General features: G+C 66.4%; 14 protein-coding genes and 1 pseudogene. 10 read left to right on the forward strand and 5 right to left on the reverse strand.

All coding sequences use genetic code 11. The features are described 5' to 3' along the window. Window positions 1-251: 251 nt before the first annotated feature. The 6 genes from BMG07_RS42705 (at window position 252) to BMG07_RS23995 (ending at window position 13,123) form a co-directional block, all read left to right on the forward strand. The gene (locus BMG07_RS42705) at window positions 252-1,088 is read left to right on the forward strand and encodes a hypothetical protein (RefSeq protein ID WP_269759340.1); all 837 of its coding nucleotides are present in this window, start codon (window positions 252-254) and stop codon (window positions 1,086-1,088) included. Then, complete coding sequence (locus BMG07_RS23975; RefSeq protein ID WP_307867061.1) at window positions 977-6,295, forward strand: filamentous hemagglutinin N-terminal domain-containing protein; 5,319 nt, start codon at window positions 977-979, stop codon at window positions 6,293-6,295. Before BMG07_RS42705 ends, BMG07_RS23975 begins: the two co-directional genes overlap by 112 nt. Then, window positions 6,271-8,628, forward strand: coding sequence for a hypothetical protein (locus BMG07_RS23980; protein WP_198086657.1), 2,358 nt, complete (start codon window positions 6,271-6,273; stop codon window positions 8,626-8,628). Before BMG07_RS23975 ends, BMG07_RS23980 begins: the two co-directional genes overlap by 25 nt. Window positions 8,629-8,642: 14 nt before the next feature. Further along, entirely contained in the window at window positions 8,643-12,053 is a 3,411-nt protein-coding gene (locus BMG07_RS44280; protein WP_198086658.1) for a filamentous haemagglutinin family protein, read from the forward strand. A gap of 68 nt (window positions 12,054-12,121) precedes the next feature. Continuing rightward, entirely contained in the window at window positions 12,122-12,817 is a 696-nt protein-coding gene (locus tag BMG07_RS23990) for an RNA polymerase sigma factor (protein WP_198086659.1), read from the forward strand. A 45-nt stretch (window positions 12,818-12,862) separates the two neighbouring features. Beyond that, the gene (locus BMG07_RS23995) at window positions 12,863-13,123 is read left to right on the forward strand and encodes a hypothetical protein (protein WP_198086660.1); all 261 of its coding nucleotides are present in this window, start codon (window positions 12,863-12,865) and stop codon (window positions 13,121-13,123) included. 118 nt (window positions 13,124-13,241) lie between these two features. Here BMG07_RS23995 and BMG07_RS24000 read toward each other — a convergent pair whose 3' ends face one another. Together BMG07_RS24000 and BMG07_RS24005 are read right to left on the reverse strand one after the other, a co-directional pair. Further along, window positions 13,242-13,535 carry a type II toxin-antitoxin system RelE/ParE family toxin gene (locus BMG07_RS24000; RefSeq protein WP_198086661.1) on the reverse strand — a complete coding sequence of 98 codons (294 nt, stop codon included), beginning with the start codon at window positions 13,533-13,535 and terminating at the stop codon, window positions 13,242-13,244. A 7-nt stretch (window positions 13,536-13,542) separates the two neighbouring features. Then, window positions 13,543-13,827 carry a ribbon-helix-helix protein, CopG family gene (locus BMG07_RS24005; protein ID WP_198086662.1) on the reverse strand — a complete coding sequence of 95 codons (285 nt, stop codon included), beginning with the start codon at window positions 13,825-13,827 and terminating at the stop codon, window positions 13,543-13,545. Between the two features lie 342 nt (window positions 13,828-14,169). Here BMG07_RS24005 and BMG07_RS24010 point away from each other — a divergent pair. Together BMG07_RS24010 and BMG07_RS24015 are read left to right on the forward strand one after the other, a co-directional pair. Further along, window positions 14,170-14,319: pseudogene (locus BMG07_RS24010) on the forward strand (DUF3597 family protein); the annotation flags it as partial. A gap of 155 nt (window positions 14,320-14,474) precedes the next feature. Continuing rightward, entirely contained in the window at window positions 14,475-14,651 is a 177-nt protein-coding gene (locus BMG07_RS24015; RefSeq protein ID WP_198086664.1) for a hypothetical protein, read from the forward strand. 111 nt (window positions 14,652-14,762) lie between these two features. Here BMG07_RS24015 and BMG07_RS24020 read toward each other — a convergent pair whose 3' ends face one another. The 3 genes from BMG07_RS24020 to BMG07_RS24030 form a co-directional block, all read right to left on the reverse strand. Then, window positions 14,763-17,222 carry a TonB-dependent receptor gene (locus BMG07_RS24020; protein ID WP_198086665.1) on the reverse strand — a complete coding sequence of 820 codons (2,460 nt, stop codon included), beginning with the start codon at window positions 17,220-17,222 and terminating at the stop codon, window positions 14,763-14,765. A gap of 129 nt (window positions 17,223-17,351) precedes the next feature. Continuing rightward, a complete protein-coding gene (locus BMG07_RS24025) occupies window positions 17,352-18,365 on the reverse strand; it encodes a DUF4880 domain-containing protein (protein ID WP_198086666.1) in 1,014 nt (337 codons plus the stop codon). Between the two features lie 39 nt (window positions 18,366-18,404). After that, window positions 18,405-18,974, reverse strand: a complete 570-nt coding sequence (locus BMG07_RS24030; protein WP_198086667.1) for a sigma-70 family RNA polymerase sigma factor — start codon at window positions 18,972-18,974, stop codon at window positions 18,405-18,407. Between the two features lie 829 nt (window positions 18,975-19,803). Between BMG07_RS24030 and BMG07_RS24035 the strand changes: the two genes are divergently transcribed. Both BMG07_RS24035 and BMG07_RS24040 read left to right on the forward strand, forming a co-directional pair. Then, a complete protein-coding gene (locus BMG07_RS24035; RefSeq protein ID WP_198086668.1) occupies window positions 19,804-20,205 on the forward strand; it encodes an S-adenosylhomocysteine hydrolase in 402 nt (133 codons plus the stop codon). Between the two features lie 81 nt (window positions 20,206-20,286). Continuing rightward, window positions 20,287-21,186 (forward strand): nucleotidyl transferase AbiEii/AbiGii toxin family protein, encoded by a 900-nt coding sequence (locus BMG07_RS24040; protein WP_269759342.1) that lies wholly within the window; start codon window positions 20,287-20,289, stop codon window positions 21,184-21,186. Window positions 21,187-21,387 lie beyond the last annotated feature (201 nt).

The raw sequence follows: 21,387 nt of genomic DNA on the forward strand, positions 1-21,387 counted from the left end.
GATCGGTGGCGTTGTCGCGGCGCTCCATGGTTGTCGTCCGTAGCAACTGTGATGCTTTCGTGACTTTGCCGGGGTGCAGTGCGTTGCAGCCGTTGATTTGCAAGGACTTTCCAGATCGGGGCCGACGCAGCAGGCGCGAGCCCGCGCGCAGTCCAAAAAATATTCTTTCGGAATTCGACGTTCCCGTCTCGTCAAGAAACTAACGGCTCTTATCGCGTTGGCTTTCGATCGCCATCGGATGGGCTTCTTGAATGTGGCTTGCCTGCGCGAAGCGAGCAGCCCCTTCGGCACAGTCTTTACTTCGTCGGGAACGAAAAATGACCATCAGTGGTTGCAACGAAAAGAATCGATCGACACGCGCGGCGCAGCAGGTTTTCAGGATGGTTCCGCTCGCGCGGGCCATCGCGGTGGCGCTGGCCGCAGGTGGGGTCCTCGGCAGCGCGCACGCCCAGAGGGCGTTCAGTCCGACGTGGTTCGCCGACAAGGGCGCGGCCCAGGCAGGTGCGATCGCAACGGGCCGACTGCCCAACGGCGCTCCGGCGTCCAGCTTGCTCAACCCGACGCCGCAATCGACAGCGGCGAGCCAGCAGTTGCAGACCTCCATCAACAACCTGAACCTGGCCGCGCGCGCGATCGCCGCGCAGCAGGCGCTGCAGACACAGAAGCGGGCCGAGGCGCTGGCCAGCGGCGAATCCGCGCCCGACGGCCTGGCCGAAGGCGGCTTGAAGGTCGATACCAATTCGCTGACAGCCGGCTGGCTCCATGCCAATAGTCCCGTTCAGACCGCGGTGAACGGCAGGACCACGGTCACCATCGAGCAGACCGCCGACAAGGCCATCCTGAACTGGGAGACCTTCAACGTCGGCAAGAACACGACGGTGAAGTTCGACAGCGTGCGGGCACCCACGCCAAGACCGGCGTCAACGATTGGATCGCGCTCAACCGCATCAACGACCCCAGTGGCCGCCCCAGCGAAATTGCCGGGCGGATCGAGGCCGAGGGCAGTGTCTACCTCATCAATCGCAATGGCATCCTGTTCACCGGCAGCAGCCAGGTCAACGTGCGCAACCTGGTGGCCTCCAGCCTGAAACTCAGCGACGAGCAGTTCAAGGCCGGTCTCAACACACGTCTGGGCGCGAAATCGGGTGACCCGGGCTATTGGAGCGGCCTGGAAGTCGGCGTCGGGATTCCCACCTTCGGCGAAAACTCCAAGCAGATGCCGACCGATTCGAACGTCCTGTTCGAAGACATGGGCCCGGCCTTCGATCCGGGCAAGCCGCCGGGCGACGTCAAGGTGCTGGCCGGTGCGCAGATCACGGGTCAGGGTGGCCACGTGCTGATGTTCGCACCCAAGGTCAGCAATGCGGGCAGCATCCGCACGCCGAGCGGCCAGACGCTGCTGGGCGCCGGCGAAAACGTGTGGCTGGAAGCCAAGGAAATCAGCCCCTCCGTGCACGGCTTCGATGCCGTCGCCTCGTCGGTGCGGCCCTGGGTCTTTCCGGCCAAGTTCCTGATCAATCCGCAGACAGGGCCCGCCTTCCAGCCCTATCTTTTCGGGCGCATCGTCTCGGACATCCTGCCGCTGATGGAGCAGCGCGCGGCCCAGGTCGGCTACAGCGTGCTGAACACCGGCATCGTCCAGGCCGATCACGGCGACATCACCATGGTCTCGCGCGACATCAGCCAGAACGGCATCCTGCAAGCCAGCACCGCGCTGAACAACCGGGCCGGCTCCATCCGACTGCGCGCCTGGGGCCAGGGCGTCTACAACATCGACATCAATCTCGCTCCCGACGCCTCGCGTCTGGCCGCGTGGTCCGGCGGCACGCTGACCCTGGGGCCCGATAGCATCACCCAGGTCGTCAACGACTGGCAGGACACCACCCGGATCGAAAGCGGCTCGCTGGCAAGCCGCTACCAGCCCGGGCGCATCGAGCTCTACGGCAAGGCCATCGACGTGCAGACCCGTGCCCGGGTCACCGCCGCTGCGGGCAGCATCGACATTCAGGCCCAGGCCAACCCTGCCGCCCTGAATCGCAACACCCAGGTGGGCGACGGCAGCCGCGTTCTCATCGGTGAACATGCCACCATCAGCACCGCGGGACTGATGCAGATGCCGGTGGACATGGCCAGCAACTTCGTCGAGGCCGAACTGCGCATCAACGAGCTGCGCGACTCTCACCTGCAGGCGAATACCTGGCTGTACGGCAGGAAGGTCGTCGTGGATCGACGCAGGTCGGGTACCTTCAAGGGGCTGATGGCGGGCGTCGAATGGGTCACCGATGAGTCCGGCAAGGCGGTCAAGGGCGTCTGGGTCGGCACCCCGCTGGCGGACGTGACGGGTTGGGTGGGCAACGGCCTGATCGGCTTGTCCGAGTTGGCGGCGCGGGGCGGCGACATCACCATCCAGTCCAACGGCTCGGTGATCACGCGGCCGGGCTCCATCCTGGATGTGTCCGGCGGTTCGGTGCGCTACAGCGACGGCTGGAACACGGAAACCCTGCTGCGCGGCGCGGACGGGCGCTCCTACACCATGTCGTCCGCGCCGGCGGACATGACCTACACGGGCATCGCGGGCCAGTACCAGCACACGCATGCGCGCTGGGGTGTCACGCAAACCTATGTCAATCCGATGTTGTCGGGGCGGCGCTGGGAGCCGGGCTACGAGGAAGGCCGCAATGCCGGTTCGATCGACATCCGCGCCGGCAGCGCCTTCATTCTGGAAGGGGAGTTCAAGGGCTCGGTGCAGCCCGGCGACCGGGTACAGCAAGAGGCCGACCTGCCTCGGGCCGGCCGCCTGAGGGTGGGCTCCAACAGGGCGCAAGAGGGCGTGTGGACCCTGGGTCAGGTCATCATCAGCGACAAGCCCACATTGCTGCCCGCGGGTTTCACGATCGACAGCCCGCTGGGCAGGGACGCCTTCCTGACCGCGCCGGAAGGGCAAACCCCCGGCGCTGGCGCGGGTGTGGGCCGCAGCACCTGGCTGTCCGCGACGGGGCTGAGCAACTCGGGCCTGGGCGCCATCGAGTTGAACCTCAACACCGGCTTCGTGCTGGAAGAAAACGCGGTGTTGAATCTTCTGCCGGGATCGCGCTTTACGGCTGCGGTCTACGATGGCCAGGGCATCCCCGGCAACTTCGACATTCAGGGCAAGCTCATCGCTCCGGGTGGCGCCATTTCCCTGAGCGCCGGCGGCATGGCGGACAGTGTGCTGCGCCTGGGTGCGAACAGCCTGTTGAGCGTCGCGGGCCAGTGGGTGAACGACACCGGCAAAGGCGTCACGCTGGGCCGCGCCATCCATGCCGGCTCGATTGCATTGGGGACTCCGATCAAGGAGGGCCTCGGCACGGTGTACGGCAAGGTGGACGTGGCCGCCGGGGCGGCGCTGGACGTGTCCGGCGGCGGCTGGCTGCCCGGTCTCGCGTCGGGCGGCAAGGCAGGCAAGGTGCAGGCGGGCAACGGCGGGGCCATCAGCCTGACGGCGTTCGACAACACGGCGCTCGAGACGCTGGACCTGCGCGGCTGGTCGGGGGCCGATGCGTCGCGGCTCACCATCACCGCGATCGGTGACGTGCAGGTGGGCGGCTCTGCGCCCGCGAGCGCGGCAGCGGGCGGCAAGACATCGGGCGCAGCCAAGCCGCTGCACCTGCCGGAAACGCTGTACGCCCAGCGCGGCTTCGGCACGATCGGCGTGCGCTCGATCGGCGGGGATGTCGTGGTTGCGCAAGGCGCGCGCGTGCACATCCAGCCCACGAGCTGGGACATGCCCGCGACGGTATCGGCGCTGCGCACGCTGCCCAGCGGCGGCGCGCTGGACCATGTGCTGGCCCCCAGGGCGCTGGACGAGCTGGGTGAACAGCGCCGTGCCGCGCGCACGCCCGGCGGCCTGTCGCTGGCGACCGGCGCGTCCGGCGGTGGCATCCGCATCGACGCGAACGCCAGCATCCAGACGGAACCCGGCGGCGCGATCACCCTGGACGCGGACGGCTCCGGACAGGCATCCGTGGATGTGGCGGGCCGCATTCAGGCGCCCGCCGGGACGCTGAGCATCCGCGCCAAGAAAACCTTGACGCTGGCCGACGGGGCCGAACTGCTGCTGCCCGGGGTGGCGCAAATCTTCCACGATCCAGTCATGCGCTTGCGCCAGGGCACGGTACTGCCGGGCGGCAAGCTCACGCTGAGCGCGGGGACGCTGGATGCGCAAGCGGGGTCGTTGATCGACGTGTCGGGCGCGCGAGGGACGGTGGAGTATTGGGATCGCGACACGGGTGCGCTCGGCTCCCTGCGGCGCGTGGGACAGGAATTCGGCAGCGATGGCGGCGCGGTGGTGATGGTGGCCTCTGGCGGTGGCGCCATGAATGCCAGGCTTCGCGCCCACGGGGGCAATGCCCAGGCGGCGGGCGGTTCGTTGTCCATCACTGACACCAGCTCGGCCGGGAGTTCGTCCGGAGATCTGGTGGCGCCGGACATCGGCTCCTTCCTCTACTACAAGGATCCAGCCGGAAGCTTCACGTTCAACGGAGAAAGGTACGCCCGCATCATCGGCACCACCGGCAACCTCGATGTGCGCGACGAGTACGCCGGCGACGTCAAGATGAGTGGTGCCATGCGCACCGCGATCAACACCGCGCTGCCCACGTCGGTTTCCAGCAGCAATGGGCTCGTCATCGACGCGGGCGCGGCGCCTGTCGCGGGACCGGGTGGCGACAAGGCACCATGGGAGCACGACGCGAGCATCGACAAGCGGGTGGTCGAACTGCTCAACAAGTACTTCTGGAGCGGGACCGGAACGGCACTGAGCCACAAGATCAACATCGGCAACATCGCCACCTCCGATGGCACGCTGCACGTATCGGCGAAGGCGCTGCAGGACACGGGCTTGTCGGCGGTCGATCTGCGTTCCACGCAGGTGGGCGTGCAGCTTGCCGGTGGCGTCGATCTGAACATCGCGGGTCGCCTGGGCATCACCGCCCCGGTCATCAAGAGCGACGGGCTGGGCGGCGTGGTGCGCTTGCACGCCCACCATCTGCAACTGAACCCGTTGACAGGCGCGGCCGGCGCGGTCGGCGCCACCGCCCGCAATGCCGGCGAACTGATCCTGTCGGCCAGCCAGGCCATCGACATTGCAGGCAGCGGTGTGAAGGGCGAGCCTTCCTCGCCCATCGACGTCAGGTTGCGCGGCTTCGAACGCACGGTGCTGGAAACCGCCGATCTGCGCTTCGTGGCGGGGGCCTACAGCGAAGGCGGTGCCGACTACGACGACCCCCAGCTCAGGGCCACGCTGGACGTGGGCGGCGCGCTGCAGATCAAGGCCGCGCAGGTCTATCCGGCCACGGCCGTCACGGCAAGAATCAACTCGGACCAGTCCATCACTGTGCGCGGCAATGGCCGCGCCGCAGCGCCTCTGTCGGCCGGCGGCAGCCTGACGCTGAACGCGCCCGTCATCGAGCAGGACGGCGTGCTGCGCGCGCCCTTCGGGCAGATTGCGCTGAATGCCGGCGAGCGCCTGACGCTGGGCGCCAACAGCCTGACCTCGGTGTCGGGTGCGGGCCTGGATGTGCTCTACGGCAGCTTGCGCAACGCCGAATACTGGCTGGACCCGGCCAACCCGCAGGGCCGCAATCGTGCCAATGCCGGCGATGCCAATTCCCTGGACGAAAACCGCTATCTGTCGTCCCTGCCGGAAAAGCGCGTGCTCCTGCAAGCGCCCGATGTGGCCATGGCCGCGGGCGCGGTGGTGGACATCGCGGGCGGGGGCGACCTGCATGCGTGGGAGCACGTTCCCGGCTCGGGCGGCTCGCATGACGTCCTGACGCTGCCCGGCATGTACGCCGTGCTGCCGGGCTACCAGGGACTGTCGCCCGTGGCGGGCGGTGCGGCGGGCCAGAAGGTCTGGCTGGCCGGCGGCGGCCTGGGGGCCGGCTGGTACACGCTCCTGCCGGCACGCTATGCGCTGCTGCCCGGCGCCTTTGCGGTGCAGAGCACGGGCCAGGCCCTGCCGGCCTGGGCCGCGTCTCGTGGCGAGGTGGTCGGCCTGCGTGATGGCTCTGCGATCGTGGCCGGGCGGCAGCAAGACACGGTCAGTGGCGCGCGGGATGCCATGGCCTCGGGCTGGCGCGTGCTGCCCGGCAGCCTGGTGCGCAAGGTCAGTGAATACAACGAAGCGCGGGGCAACGTCTTCTTCTCATCGGATGCGTTCAAGCTGACGCAATACCGACTGACAGGGCAGGACGTCGTGACCCCGCGTCTGGCCCGCGATGGCGGCGCGTGGTGTTCAAGGCCGATCGCGCCCTGACGCTGGACGGCGAGCTGCGCGCGCAACCCGATGCAGGCGGGCGCGGCAGCCTGGTGGACATTGCCGCCTCCAAGATCGCCATCGTCGGCGCGGGGCAGGACAGCAGCGACCTGCGCGCCGACGGCTATCTGGTCGTGGATGCCGGCAGCCTGACGCGCTTCGGTGCGGGCAGCCTGCTGGTGGGCGGCACGCGCACAGGCAATGTGCGGGGCCTGCAAGTGGACGTGGCCGCCAGCGACGTGGTGCTGCGCAACACGGCAGCCACCGCATTGAGCGGCCCGGAAGTGATCCTGGCCGCGGCGAATGCCGTGTCGATCGAGTCGGGCAGCGTGCTGCGCGCGGACGGCCGGGCGTCGGGCGACGAGGCGAACCTGGTGCTCAAGCCGCAGGTGGCGGCCGTGTGGAGCGACAACAACACGCCGAACGACACCAGCGACGACCACATCGTCACGCCCTCCAGAGACTGGGGTGCGCTGGTGCGCGTGAGCAGCGGCCAGGCCGTGCGGGCGTTGCGCGAGAACGTGGACACCACGGTCGGCGGCCAGGTGCGCATCGGCGCGGGTGCGCTGCTGCAGGGCGGCGAGGCGTTGCTGCTCGACGCCACCAACAACACCGAGATGGCCGCCGGCGCGCAGTTGTCGGGCAAGGCCTTGTCGGTGGCCGCGAGCCGCATCGGCATCGGCGGAGGCAGCGGCGGTCTGGTGCTGGACGCCGACGCCCTGGCGCAGCTGTCGCGCGCGCAGTCATTGACGCTGCACAGCTACGGCAGCCTGGACTTCTATCGCTCGCTGGACATGCGCGGCCTGGCGCAGGTGGTGTTCGACGCCGCGGCCTTGCGGGGCCATGGCGCCGATACCGTGCAGGTGCAGGCCTCCCATCTGACGCTGCAGAACACGGGCGCGTCGCTCGGCGCCGCGGGAACAGGGGGTGGTCGCCTGGCGTTGTCGGCAGACGAACTGGTGCTCGGCGTGGGCGACAAGACGATGTCCGGCTTCGACCAGGTGTTGCTGTCGGCCAGCCGGCGCATCGCCGGCGAAGGCACCGGGGGCCTGGACGCCGGTACGTCGGCGTTGACGCTGCGCACGCCGGTGCTGCAAGGGTTGTCCGGCGCCGACCAGGCCCTGCGGACGCAGGGGCCACTGGTACTGCAGCAAGACGCGCCGCTGGATGCGCAGGAGATGGCGGCACTGGGCCGCGCCAGCCTGGGCGCGCGCCTGAGCCTGTCGGGCCAGGGCGTGACCGTGGCGCTGCCGGTGCTGGCGCTGGGCGGCAGCATTGCGGTTGATGCGGGCACGGGCAACCTGACGCTGGCAGAGTCGGGTCGCTTGCACGCGGGGGGGCTGGAAAAAGTCTTCTTCGACGCGGCCCGGTACGTGGACGCCGGCCAGATCAGCCTCGCGACCCAGGGCGGCTTGATCGACCTGGCCCCGGGAAGCCTGCTGGACCTGTCCCCCCATCCGCGCGGTGGCGACGCCGGCCGCCTGACCGTGGATGCATCGGCAGGCGGTCGGGTCCACTTCGGTGGCACCCTGAAGGCGCAGGCCGATGCCGGCGGTAACGGCGGCAACTTCGTGCTGGCCATCGATCGGCTGGACGATTTCGGGGCGCTGGCGCGAACGCTCAACGATTCGGGTTTCAGCCGGTCGCGCCAGTTCCGCGTCCGCCAGGGCGACCTGGCCATCGCGGGTACCACGCGGGTGGCCGACTTCGAAGTCATCACCGATCGCGGCGTGATCTCTGTCGACGGCACGGCGCGCGTCGAGGCCAACGCGGCCTACGGCGGCAGCATCCGCCTGGTCGGCGGGGCAGGGCTGACGATGCAGCCTGGCGCGGTGCTGGCGGCTCATGCCACCGACGCCATCGATGGCCTGGGCAGCAGCCGTATCGACCTGGAAGCGGTCGACGGCCAACTGCACCTGGCCGGCGGTACGCTGGACCTGAGCGGCGGCGAAGGCGGCAAGCTGCGACTGCGGGCGCAGCGCACCGCGGGCAACGACGGCCTGAACGTCACCGCGCTGAACGCCGCCGTGCAGGGGGCGCGCTCCTCGGTGCTCGAAGGCGTGCGCCGCCATGCCAGCGCCGATGGCACGGTGGAATCCGTGGCCCCGCAGGCGATTGCCGAGGCCCATGCCTTTGCAGGCAACACCGGCATCCTGGCGAGGCTGGGTGGCAACGCCGCCGCCTACACGTTGGCGGCGGGCATCGAGATCACCAGCCCGGGCGACCTGACGCTGGGCCGCGACTGGAATCTGTTCGACAGCTTTGGTGCGGCGCACCGCGAAGGCACGCTGACGCTGCGCGCCGGCGGCAACCTGAACATCGAGGCCATCTGAGCGACGGCTTCGACGTGGCGGGCCGCGACAACGGCGCGGGCCGGGCGGCGAGGCTGCAGCAGGCCGCGTCGTGGAACCTGCGCCTGGTGGCGGGCGCGGACCTGAATTCGGTCGACGCACTGGCCACGCGCGCGCCGGGTGTGCTCGCGAACGATGCCGGCACGATCCGTGTGGGCACCGCCGATGCCGCATCGGGCGCCGGCAAGCTGGTGCGCACCGGCAGCGGCGACCTGACGGTACGCGCCGGGCGCGACCTGGTGCTCGCCCACAAGGAGTCCGCGCTGTACACCGCGGGCCGGGCCGAGGCCGATCCCACCTTGGGTGGCGGCTTCGACACCGCCAGCGTCGATGCCCAGTACGGCACCGCGGGCGGGCACCTGGACGTCGCGGTCCAGGGCAGCGTGCGCGCGCCGACCCAGCAGGGCGTGCGTTCGGATCAGATACTGACCGAATGGCTCTTCCGCCAGGGACGCTACGGGGGCGAGTTTGGCAGCCCCACCGGCTACTACGACGCGTACAACATGGGCGACACCTGGGCGCCGGTCATGTCCGCGCGGGGCCAGCAACCGAGCTGGTGGGTGAACCACGCCAGCTTCCAGCAGGGCCTGGGCGCGCTGGGAGGCGGCAACGTGAAACTGTCGGCGGGCGGCGACCTGGTGAACCTGGTGGTGGCCCTGCCCAGCACCATGCGCGTGACGGGCGGGCGTTCCGCCGGCGACGCTGGGGCCTCCATCGTGACGCGCAATGGCGGGCAGCTGCAGGTGAGCGCAGGCGGTGCCTTGAAGGCCGGCCAGTACTACGTGGGCCGCGGCGCCGGCGAGATCGACGCAGGCACCAGCGCCGCCGGCTATGTCATGACCGGCACATCGAGCAACGGGTCCGGCGCCACCTATGCCTACGACATCGCGCCCGTGCTGGCGCTGTCGGACGCCACGCTCAAGCTGCAGACGCTGGGCAACCTGGTCCTGCAGACCGTGATCGACCCCATGCAGATACGCCGTGCCTACATCGATCAGGCCGACAAGGACACCAGTGGCGGGGCCAGCCATGCGATGTTCATGAGCAGCCAGACCGAGCGCAGCGCCGTCACGCTGGTGTCCACCGGCGGCAACGTGCGTCTGGAAAACCAGTCGGAATACGTGGCGGGCAACGACACGGGCAACACCACCAAGCTGGTGAACGGCATGACGGACACCAAGCTGCAGACCGACATGGTGGGCCTGTACCCGGCCAAGCTGAGCGTCTCGGCCCTGAGCGGAAGCATCGAGGTCGCAGGCCTTTTGGCGATGGCGCCGGCGAACACCAGCGACCTCTCCTTGCTGGCCGCCCAAGACCTGCGTTTCCTGCGCGGCAGCAGCCTGCTGAATACGGGTGCCATCGTCATGACCCAGGCCACGCTGGACAAGTGGCCCTCGATCTTGCGTCCATGGACGGGTCTCACGACCGTGCTGGGCGGTGCGTCGGCGTTTGGAGCGCCGCTGAAGTCGGTCTATGGCGGCTTCTCGGTGACGAATACCTTCCTCACGAACAGCCAGAACGGTGCGCAGCTGTTCGACAACCCGGACACGCTCCCGATGCAGGCGCACGACTTCGCGCCCAGCCGCCTCTACGCGGGCGCCGGTTCCATCAGCGACCTGAACCTGATCGCGTCGGAATCGGTGCGCGTGCAGGCCGGCACCGACATCCGCAACTTCGAGCTGAGCGCGCGAAACCTGCGCGCCACCGACAGCACGGTGCTGACGGCGGGCAACGACATCCTGGCTGTGGCCAACAGGTTCCTGTCGCATCCCTATGGAAGATCGGGCGGAGACGCGGCGTCTTACTACTACGACAGGGGCAGCCGCATCGCCCTGCAAGGGCCGGGGGAGTTGCTGCTGCTGGCCGGGCGCGACATCCAGGGCAACAACTTTTCGCTGTACACCAATGGCAACCGCTATTGGGACTACGTGTCGGCAACGCCGCGCGGCGAGGAATCGAACATCATCAAGGCCCTGCCTGTCGAGGGCGCCGACATCACCCTGATGGCCGGCATGAACAAGGCCGCCAGCTACGACGCCTTCGAGTCGGCCTACCTGAACCCGGCCAACGTGGCCGCCATGCCGCAGTACCTGAAGACCACCCTGGCCGACGGGACGGTGGCGCCGCTGTACCTGACCGACGGCGTGGACAACCGTGGCGATCTGCCCAAGCTGACGCGCCGGGGCCTGGTGTCCTTCGTGGAGGGCGCGCTCGGTTCCGACAAGGTCGCCAACCTGACCGGCAACGCCAACGGCAAGCTGAGCTCGCAGCAAGCGTGGGAGCAATACCGGCAATTGCCGTCGCTGGTGCGCGAGCAGTTCCTGCGCCAGGTCTTTGTCTATGAACTGCGCGAGGGAGGGCGCGACCAGAACAGCGTCGATGGGCAGAACGGCCCGCTCAACGGTGGCTATCGCCGCGGCTCCGCAGCCATCGACACGCTGTTCCGCGGTGCGACGGCCGCAGGCCAGCCCGTTCGCTACGCTGCGGACCTGCCGGACAACTGGCGCAGCAACTGGTCCGGCGTGGGCAGCATCGCCGCGACCCGGATGGCGGCGCGCACCCACCAGGGGGGCGACATCAACGTCTTCACCCCCGGCGGAGGCCTGCAGGCGGCGGGGCTGGGAGCGGTGGTGCCGGATGGATACGGCCTGGTGACCTTGGCCTCGCCGGGGCAGATCAATGTGTTCGCGGACCGGGACATCATCGTGAACCGTTCGCGCATTCTGTCCTTCGTCTCGCAAGCCGAGCCCTTGGGTAGCGATCAGGTGTTGTGGTCCACCCGGGGCGACATCGACGCCGGCCGCGGCGCCAAGACCGTGCGCATCCCGCAGGCGCCGGAAGTCACCGCGGACGCGGACGGCAACATCACCGTGCAGGAAAAGCGCGACATGAGCGGCGCCGGCATCGGCACCGTGGGCGAAGGCGACGTGGACCTGGTCGCGCCCAGGGGCACCATCGATGCGGGCGATGCCGGCATCCGGGTCGCCAGCAATCTCAACATTGCCGCGCTGCAGGTGCGCAACGCCGACAACATTCAAGTCAAGGGCGAGACGACCGGGCTGCCGGTCGTGGCTGCGGTGAACATCGGGGCGCTGACCAACGCCAGCGCGGCGGCGGCCTCCGCCGCCATGGCGGCGCAGGAGTCCATGCGACAGGAGCGAGCCGCCGCACGGCAGAACCTCCCATCGGTGTTCACGGTGCGGGTGCTGGGTTTCGGCAACGAACCCTTGTCTCCGGCAGGCGCGAGCACATCCTCGCAGCCCCGCCCCGACTTGCCATCGAGCGCTTCGCTTCGATACGACCCTACCAACTCCGTGCAGGTCCTTGGACACGGCAATCAGTTCGACGCGTCAGTGATGTCGCTGTTGACGGAAGCCGAGAAGACCAAGTTGCGACATGGCAAGTGAGACGGTCTGCCCGATTGCATTCGGTCTCGCCCCTTGGTCCCAGGGGCGATGAGCGAAGGCGCTTCGCTATGAATGCATATTCTTCATGTTGTCCGGGCGTCCCGGCTGCGGCTGATGCTTCGTCTTTTGATCCGCAGTTCGTGGGCAACGGCGAGCTGCCCGGCGTTGTGCTGCGGGCGTTCTTGACGGCGAACTACACGACCTTGCATCGCAGGCTGGCCCGCGATCTGGGCTGTTCCGATCAGGCCAGCGAGTGCTTGCACGACGCCTGGCTGCGTCTGGGCGATATGACGGCATCGGAGCCCGTGCGCAGTCCTGGAGCCTATGTCTATCAAACGGCTCGCAATCTGGCCATGGATCGCCTGCGCAGCGATCGGCCCTGGCAGTACGTGGGCGAGCTGGATACAGTACTCGAGTTCCTGGTCGATCATGCGCCCGGCCCGGACGCCATCGCCGAGGCGCGTTCGGCCGTAGAGGCCGTTGAGCAGGCAATGCAGCGGCTTTCGCATCGGCATCGCTCGGTACTGGTTGCACTGCGGATAGAGGAGATGACCCGCCAGGACGTGGCAGACCGGCATCGCATCTCTCTGCGCAAAGTGGACACGGCACTTCGTCAAGCCCTGGACTATTGCGCTCATGCTTCCGGTCACACAGTGAAGGGGATGTCTCTGCCTCCCGATGCGCGCCAGCGCGCCACTCTCGAAAGAATGAAGCCCCGCCGTGAGCAATGGGATGGACGCCCGTACCGGGGGCGTCCCACTTGATACGGACCTGCGCGGGAGCCTGGAGCGTCGCGCGATGACAGGGGGATGTGCCCCGAACACGGCAAGTGTTTCGAGGAAGGCTTCGTCGCGTTGATCGAAGGCGATCCTGAGCGAAGCGGCGCGAGCGCCATTCACGGGCAGCTGTCGCCGGCACAGGCGCTCCACACGGGGCTTGTGCCCATCCAAGGCGCGAAGCATCCGCGAGGGTGTTCGACGTCCCGCTCGCGGGCCGATCAGCCCGGCGTCTTCGTCGAACCCGGTGTGATCGAACAACGGCAGGCGATGGTCGGGCCTGATGCGGACTGAGCGTCCATTGAAGCCAGGTGCGCTGCCGGAATGAGCAGGCCGTGCCTGCCTGGGTGCGCCGCGTGCGATCGGCGGGGGAGTTCGGTGCAAGGAAGGCGCCGATCGGTCGGCTTGTCCGTCAATGCTTGAATCCGGACTCCCGCTGGGCTCTCATTGCCAGGATGAAGACCGTCTCGATCCCGGCCAGGTAACGGTACAGCGCCACGTACCCGCGGTCGCCCTGGCCGATGACCACTTCGCGCTTTCCGCTCCCGACAGGGCGACCGATCAGCGGGTTGCGCGCGAGGATCTGGATGCCCTCGAGAATCTCCCCGACGCGCTCCGCCACGTTGGCGATCTCGTGCTGTTCCGGATGGTCGATGAATCGCTCGATGTCATCCAGGACCTCGGGCGCCAGTTCGATGCGCACCATGGGTCAATCAGGAGCCCGGCCTGCGAGCCGATGGCCGGCGAGTCTTCTTGCCAGCCGCACGTGCCCGCAGGTAGACCGCGGCGTCCTCCCAGCCGATCGACTCGCCGTTGCGCTGCAACGCAGCCCATCGCTTGTCTGCGATCCCATGCAGTTCCTCGTCCAATTCGCTGCGCTCGACGATGTCGGATAGCGCATCCAAAATGAACGCATGGGAAGACTTGCCCGACCTCGCAGCTGCAGCCGCGATGCGGGCTTTCAGCTCATCTTCAAGACGGGTGGTCGTTGTCGACATGTTGATTGTCCTCATGACATTGAGGGAGAGTGCGGCTGTAGCACACTTGTAGCACATCGAGTCCCGCGCCCTGTGCTGGTTCGGCCCGGTGTGACGACGGCATGAAGTCGATGCCGTTCCGGTTCTGCGATCCGGACGGCGGTGCCTAGAGAGCCCGTAGGGCCGGGTGGGGCAAGGGCTTCCTGTGCGTTCAAGCACCTGCACGCGCTGGCGGTCGACGCCGTCGTTGTCACGGACAACACGAAGCAGTTCGCGCGCGTACCTCGCTTGGTGCTCGACAACTGGCTTCGAGCGCCGACTGGGCACTGACCCAACCCGAAGCTTGTGGCCCCAGGCCCCGGCTCGCTCGCGGCGCGCAAGGAGCTTGCACAAGAGTTGCACTACACGGGCGACACCAGCGACTCCGCTGCCATGAACATCTGGCTGCATCGACAGGGGATGAACAAGGGGGCCGGGAATGGCGGCAAGATGCCTGCCGATCTGAAGGACTGACAATCCGCCGCGTCGCCCGCCACGCGCGGGCGCCAGACCAAATTTCGATTCTGCGAAGACCAACCCCTCAAGGGCGTTCCGCGATGAGGCGGTGCACTTTTGCTCGCGCCGAGCATCAATCCGGGTGCCACGCCTGTCGAAGCCAAGGGCATCCGATGGACGACGAATTTTTTTGCCACGGCGTCACCAGGCAATGGGTTCACGCCATCGGCGAGATGCGTGAAGTCGATGGCATAGCTTCCGTCTCGGCAGAGATTCGCCATTCGGCGACGGTGCGCTGTGAGCTCTTGCGACCCAGCAGGCGGCCGATCGAAAGATGCTTGTCGCTCTGATGCGGGAAAGAGGCAGCGCCTGGATCGAGCGCGCCTATGCTGCGGTGGCAGGCTCTGGAAAGCCATGAGCCTGCTTTGAATCGCTTCAGAATGTGTATTTCATGGCAAGCATCAAGCCGCGCGCGCGCCATAGTTACTGTAGTTCCCGGAGTAGTTGAAGTATTTGCGATTGAACAAATTGTTCACATTGAGCGTGGCGCTGAGGTGCCGGTCGATATCGTAGCGCGCCATCAGGTTGACGAGCGCGTAGCTGCCCTGCGTCACGCTCGCGCTGCCGACCGCTGTTTGCCAGCTGACGCCGCCGCCAAGTGTCAAGCCGCTCAAGGCGCCTTGCAGGCGGTAGCTGGTGTGCAGCTTTGCGCTGCTGCGCGGAAGGATGGTGTTGATGCGCTTGCCATCTGCGTCGGAGGCGAGCGTGTACGCATAGCCGGCGGCCACTTGCCAGCCCTTGGCCACCTCGCCGTTGAGCTCGAACTCCACGCCCTTGGAGGTCGTGTTCTGCTCCGCCTTATAGACGTTGCTGCCCGGAAAGTCGGCCTGCCACACGGCAAGGTTGTTTTGCTGGAGTTGGAACACCGCGAGATTGGTGTTGAGCTTGCCGCCGAAATGACTGCCCTTGATGCCGACCTCGTACCCCCGGCCTTCCATGGGGTCGAGCATGTTGTTGTTCTGGTCGCGCACCCACGAGCCCTGCGGGTTGAAGATCTTGGTGAAGCTGCCGTAGGCGGACCATTGGTCGCTCAGGGTGTAGACGAGGCCCACATAGGGCACGAAGACGTTTTCCTTTGAGCGGTTCAGCGTGGTCGTGCCGTCGCTGTCGCCGGTCTCGATGTCGCGGCTCCAATGGATGAAGCGGCTGCCCAGGATCAGCTTGAGGTTGTCAGCCACGTGGAAGCGGCCAGTCAGGTAGGCCGCGTAGTTGTTCGTTCTGGTCGACGTGGTGCCGCTGGCCTGGAAGAAGGGCGCTGGACTGTTGCCGCTGTAGCTGAAGAGGTTGCCGATGGCGCCTTCGGGCGAGCCCGCGTAGTCGTAGAGCCAGCCGCCGTAGGTCGGGCCGCTGTCTCTGAGGCTGGAGAGCGTGAGGCCCGCGATCAACTCGTGCTCGCGGCCGAACAGCTTCAGCGGGCCGGTTGCGTACAGGTCGAGGTTGTTCTGCCTGGGCGTGCCCTTGAAGCGCACCGGCAGCAGGCTGGTGCCGCTGCCGTCGCGCTGCAGCGTGCCGTTGAGATACGTGTAGACGGAGTCGTACTTGTCCTGGCTGTAGGTGTACTCGGCCTTGCCGTTCCAGCCGTTGCCCAGTTCCCGCTCCACAGAGGTGAAGAAGCTGCTTTGCTCGTGGTTGTTGTAGGACCAGTTCGGCGAGGCGTTGAGGGAGCGCGGCAGCAGGGTGGGGCTGTTGTCGGGAAACAGCGTGGGCAGCCCGGAGCGCAGCGGTGCGGTGGCGTTGGTGCGCTGGTAGCTGAAGCCGGCAGTGAGCAGCGTGGCGTTGTCGATGTCGACCTCCGCAATGCCGTAGAGCAGCCCAGCGTCCTGCTTGTAGCGCTCGACCCAGGCCTTCTGGTCCTTGTAGTCGGCCACGAGCCGCCCGCGCACCTTGCCCCGTTCGTCCAGCTTGCCGGAGACGTCGAGGCTGCCGCCGTATCGGTTCCAGTTGCCTGCTTCCGCGGTGATGCTGGCCTGCGGCGCGAGCGTTGGTCGCTTGCGGATCAGGTTGATGGTGGCCGAGGGGTTGCCCAGGCCGCTGATGAGCCCGGTTGCGCCGCGCACGATTTCGACGCGGTCGTACATGGCCATGTTCTGCGTGTAGTAGTTCAGCGCAGAGGCCGTCGGCACACCGTCGATCTCGAAGTTCTGAATTTCAAAGCCCCGTGACCAGTAGCCGTCGCTCTCCGCGCCGATGCCGTCGCGCGTCACCACGATGCCGGAGACGGTCTCCAGCATGTCGCTGAGGTTGGTGACGCCCTGGTCGTCCAGCCGCTGGCGCGTCACGACTGTCAACGATTGCGGGGTTTCCTTGGGCGTGAGGTTCAGGCGCGTGGAGCTGCTGGACGACTCGGTGGCGTAGGAGCCGGTGCCTTCGGTGGTCGAGCCGGGAGCCTTGCCGGAGATGGTGACGGTGGACAGCGTTGCCGCAGCGGCATCCGGTGCTGCTGTGGAGGCACCCGGGATGAGGGCGGTGCTGGACGTTGAAGCGCCTGGCTGCACCGTCAGCGCGCCGCTGCCCGTGCGAGCCAGTTGCAGGCCGCTGCCGTCCAGGGCTTGTTGCGCGGCCTGCTCGACGGTGTAGCGGCCGCGCACTGCGGAAGCGGTGATGCCGCGCACCAGCCCCGAGTCGATCGAGATCGGCTGGCCGCCCTCACTGGCGATGCGGGTCAGTGTGGCGCCCAGCGGCTGGGCCGGGATGTCATAGGCGCGTGGTGCGACAGCCGGGGCTGCCGTGGCAGAAGGCTGGGTTTGTGCTTCGGCATGGGCCGCAAGGGGCGCTGCGCCGGCAAGTGCGATGGCCGCAGTCAGAACGGTGGGGCGCAGGCGGTTGCGTGCCGCGCGGCGGTGGGAGAGGGCTCGGTGCATGAAAGTGTTCCGGGTGGTGATGGCGCAAGAAAAAGGTCCTTCACCAGGGATGAGCAACGAGCGCGAAAAAGTGACAGTGCTTTCCTTGAAAAAAAATCGAACCGCGTCAGAAAAAAGGGCTTGGCTGCGTCACGCCACATCGATCCGCACAAGCCAACCGCCCGGGTGCACGTGCACGGCCACGGGAAGGGTCTCGCCGATGGTGGCCAGTGCGCGGTCGGTGTCGTCGAGCGGGTAGCTGCCATACACACGCACGGCGGCGGCCTCACGCGAGATGCGCAGGAAGCCGCGTCGGTAGGGACGCAGCGCGGCAACCACGTCGCCCAGCGGCTGGTCGTAGACCGTGACGTTTCCTGCCTGCCATGTGGCTGCATTCGCTGCCGCGCCGGGGGCGGCGGCCTCGATGCCTGCGGGGCCGAACCAGACCGCCTCGCCGGCAGCCAGCAGGCGGCGCGGCCGGGTGTCGGTGGCGAGTGCCACGTTGCCCTGCAGCGCGGCGACCAGGCTGCGCGTGTCGTCCTGTCGCAGCAGAAAGCGCGTGTTGCCGTCTGACGTCAGGGCGTGCACGCTGCCATGCCGGCACAGCACGGTAAATGGCGCCTGTGCATCGGGGCGCGCGTCGGCGATGAGTTCGCCGTCGCGCAGGTTCACCTGGCGCACCTTGTGGAGGCCGTCGGCAAAGCCCACGTCTGCGGCGGAGCGTGCGTTCAGCAGCAGCGTGCTGCCATCCGCCAGCGTGAAGCTGCGGCGTTCCGCAGTGCCGGTGCGCAGGTCGGCGAGCGTGTTCTGCAGCGGCATGAAGCGCTGGGTGACCAGCGCTGCGCCCACGCCGATGCCCCCCACGGCCAGTGCGCCGCGCAGCATGCCGCGCCGGCGGGTGGTCTGGGCGGCAGTATCTGCCAGCACCTCGGCCAGTGTGTCCGCCTGATCGGACGTTCGCTGGTTGAAGGCTCGGACGAGGGCAAAGGCACCGTCCACGGGGCCAGCCAGACGCTGCCATGCCGCGCCGTGGCGCTCGTCGCGTTGCACCCATGCATCGAAAGCGCTGCGCTCAGCCGGTGTGGCTTCACCGGAACGCAATAAGACCATCCAATCGATGGCTTCAAGAGTCACGGTGTCGAACGAGACGGTGTGGCGCTTCATGCGGTCTGGGAGGTGTCGCTCGCGCGTCTGCATGGGCGCTCAGGCGTCGGCGGCGCGGATACGCGCGCACGCCTGCCAGCCCTGCGCCATGTACTGACGCACCATGCTGGCAGAGACGCCGAGCTGCTGCCCAATCTCTGCATAGGTCAATCCGTCGAGTTGGCTCATAAGGAAAGCGCGTCGCGCTTTACCGGGAAGTGCGTCGAGGGCGGTGGCGATAGCTTCGAGGGTCTCGAGCAGGACGGCCCGTTCTTCTGGAGAGGGCGCCTGTGCTTCGGGTAAATGGGCTATGGCGTTGAGGTAGGCATTCTCCAAATCGCGACGACGCCAAAGGTTGAATATCAGCCGTTTTGCAATGGTCGTGAGGAACGCGCGCGGCATGGCGATGGCAGGCAGTTCTGGCAGGACTATCACGCGTAGGAAAGTTTCGGAGGCTAGGTCTTCCGCGTCGGCGAGGTTGCTCATCCTCGCGCGCAAACGCTGCAACAGCCAAGGCTGATGCTCGGCGAAGATGCGCGCGGCTAACGACCCGTCCGGCACCCCTGGGGTGCAAGGCAGAAACGGAGCGACTGTTTGGTCGATTTCGCTCGGACAAGAAAGACTGGACATAAACGCAGACTGTTAATGCGAATGTGTCGCATTCTAATAACATGCGGCGTCGTTGGTGCGAGCCGGAGGCGTCTCCCGGATCGGGAGTGCTGACCCTGGAAATAATATTGCGCTACGCATGCGCGCACGCAGCTGCGAGAACATCGACCGCGTCCGCTTGCGCTTGCGCGGCGCGCAGCATCTGACTTTCGAGGCCACTCTACCGGCCGGGGATAGGCCGCACGCAAGCTCCCCATGAAGTGCGCTTGGTGATCGACATGCTGCTGGCGCGGCTTCCCCTCTCGATCACCGTCGGGGGGCCGGCAAATGAGCGCAGGTTGATGCACCACAACCTCGTTTGGGCGGGTACGGCTCGAAGAGGGGAGGTCGTGGCGGATCGTGCGTCCCGCCGTTGAGACAGGCTCGGCGGCGGCGCAGGTCTTCCGCCGAAAACCAGCCAAGCTCGTGCTCAAGCAGCGCGAACGTCGATTTCTCTCGTACGCTGGACGGGTCGGTCGCCTAATTGTTAGGGGAGGGGCAGCTAAGAGGTTCGGTATCAAGCGAGGTTGCACCGTCCTAGATTGCGCGTTCGACTTGGCGGAGCATCGCTACCCATTGAAGGCCAACTCGGTCGATGGCCTCAGCATGGTGTAGTCCATTTCTCAGCCAATCCGCCGGATTTGGAGCAGAGAAACTCAAATCTTGACTCTTAACTCCAGCATGAGTGCAACAGAATGCACTTCAAGCCAGCCAGGGTTGGTCGATGAGCGCTCTTTGTTTAAAAAAATGCTTTGACATCAACCACTTGCAAAACTGTTTATACTGAGGTCACTCAGCGGAGTTTGCACCCATGAATGTAGTCGACCGCATCAAACGTTCAGTGTCCAATCGCGGCGCTGACGTGTTTCTTCGTGCAGAATTTGATGGCTTTGGAAGTCAAGCCCAGGTGGGCCGCGCACTCGCCGAGCTGCAGAGAAAGGGCGCGCTGGTCAAACTCGGCGTTGGTGTGTACGCCAAGGCAAAGCCGAGCGTGCTTTCCGGCAAACCCATTCCTGTGAAGCCATTGGAGATTCTGGCGCCTGAAGTTCTGAAGAAGTTTGGCCTGAAGGTGGGAGAGTCGCGCCTCACGCGCGAGTACAACTCCGGCCGCAGCACCCAGATTCCCGCGGGCGTCGTGTTGAACATCGGCAAACGGCGCTTTCAGCGCAAGCTGGGCTTTAACGGCAAACTCGTGGAATACGAGCGAGCATGAAAGTCTTGACCAAGGACCGCACCGATCTCATCGAAGCATTGGAAGCTGAGGCGGATCTCGGTAGGGTTACCACCGCACTACTTGAAAAAAGACGAGCATCTGACAGACGCGCTGCGAGCCATGTTCGCGCTGGAGTTCGAATGCGTGAAACTGGTCTTCTGTGGCGGCACAAGCTTGTCGAAGGCGCACGGCCTGATTGAGCGAATGTCCGAAGATGCGGACCTGAAGATGGTGCTGACGAAAGCGGGCCAGATGTTGAGTCGCACGAAGCTCCGGCGCTATCTCGGAGATGAGGTCCGCGTCCGGGTCGGCCAAGCACTGTTGGAGCTCGGCCTGGTCGAAGAGGTCGAGAAAGCCGCGAGCCTGAACGAGCATCGTTACTTGCATAGCCAATGGATGTACCAGCGCAGCTACCCAGTAAGCGAAGGCCTGCGTCCGAACCTGCAGATCGAGCTCACCCTGCGCCCACCAGTCCTTCCGGTTGAAGACAGGTCACTGTCGGCCCTGTCCGATAGCTTGGCCAGACGACCAGGATCAAAATTCGTAGTGCCGACGGTCTCTGTAGCTGAAACGCAGGCGGAGAAAGTGCTCTCGTTCTTGCGGCGATTTGCGCAGCATCGCTCGGGGCAGATGCTGCGATCGTGGGACACCGCGCTTGTGCGCCATATCTACGACGTGCACTGCATCTTTTCGCAGGCTCCCGCACTCGTGAACGTTAGTGCGCCAGCCTTCGGCGAGCTGATGCGGGGGGACGTCGCAGAGTTCGGAAGGCAGCACCCGGACTTCGCCAAGAACCCGCTGGGCGTGCTGAAGAGCGCGCTCGTCGAAGTCGGCGCAGACGAACAGAGTCGGACCGAATATGAGCAGAACCTGCTACCGCTCGTTTATGGCAGCTTTAAGCCCCATTTCGCGGAGGCTTTCACGTCGTTTGAAAAGGTCGCTCGCACATTTTTTGACGCCGCCGCTGCTCAGTCAGGCTGAGGAAGTTAGTTGGCGGCGCTGTGGTGGGCGAGTGGCTGCCGCCGATGCGGAGTTCTATTTAGCGCAGCCTTCCGTGACTGAGCAAAACAGATTCAATCGATCAGGTATGTCGTATGTAGATAAGGCAGCGGCCAAGCTCAACGGCCCGCTGCTAGGTGGCAAAGTCTAAAGATAAGCAAGACATCATTTAACATAATCTTA

This window comes from Variovorax sp. E3 (genome assembly GCF_016082275.1).
Lineage (GTDB): Bacteria > Pseudomonadota > Gammaproteobacteria > Burkholderiales > Burkholderiaceae_C > Variovorax.

Excerpts from the sequence above, each read along its gene's own strand:
- BMG07_RS42705 (WP_269759340.1), top strand. The coding sequence starts at position 252 with ATGTGGCTTGCCTGCGCGAAGCGAGCAGCCCCTTCGGCACAGTCTTTA.
- BMG07_RS23990 (WP_198086659.1), top strand. The coding sequence starts at position 12,122 with ATGAATGCATATTCTTCATGTTGTCCGGGCGTCCCGGCTGCGGCTGAT.
- BMG07_RS23995 (WP_198086660.1), top strand. The coding sequence starts at position 12,863 with ATGTGCCCCGAACACGGCAAGTGTTTCGAGGAAGGCTTCGTCGCGTTG.
- BMG07_RS24000 (WP_198086661.1), bottom strand. The coding sequence starts at position 13,535 with ATGGTGCGCATCGAACTGGCGCCCGAGGTCCTGGATGACATCGAGCGA.
- BMG07_RS24005 (WP_198086662.1), bottom strand. The coding sequence starts at position 13,827 with ATGTCGACAACGACCACCCGTCTTGAAGATGAGCTGAAAGCCCGCATC.
- BMG07_RS24015 (WP_198086664.1), top strand. The coding sequence starts at position 14,475 with ATGGACGACGAATTTTTTTGCCACGGCGTCACCAGGCAATGGGTTCAC.
- BMG07_RS24020 (WP_198086665.1), bottom strand. The coding sequence starts at position 17,222 with ATGCACCGAGCCCTCTCCCACCGCCGCGCGGCACGCAACCGCCTGCGC.
- BMG07_RS24025 (WP_198086666.1), bottom strand. The coding sequence starts at position 18,365 with ATGAAGCGCCACACCGTCTCGTTCGACACCGTGACTCTTGAAGCCATC.
- BMG07_RS24030 (WP_198086667.1), bottom strand. The coding sequence starts at position 18,974 with ATGTCCAGTCTTTCTTGTCCGAGCGAAATCGACCAAACAGTCGCTCCG.
- BMG07_RS24035 (WP_198086668.1), top strand. The coding sequence starts at position 19,804 with ATGAATGTAGTCGACCGCATCAAACGTTCAGTGTCCAATCGCGGCGCT.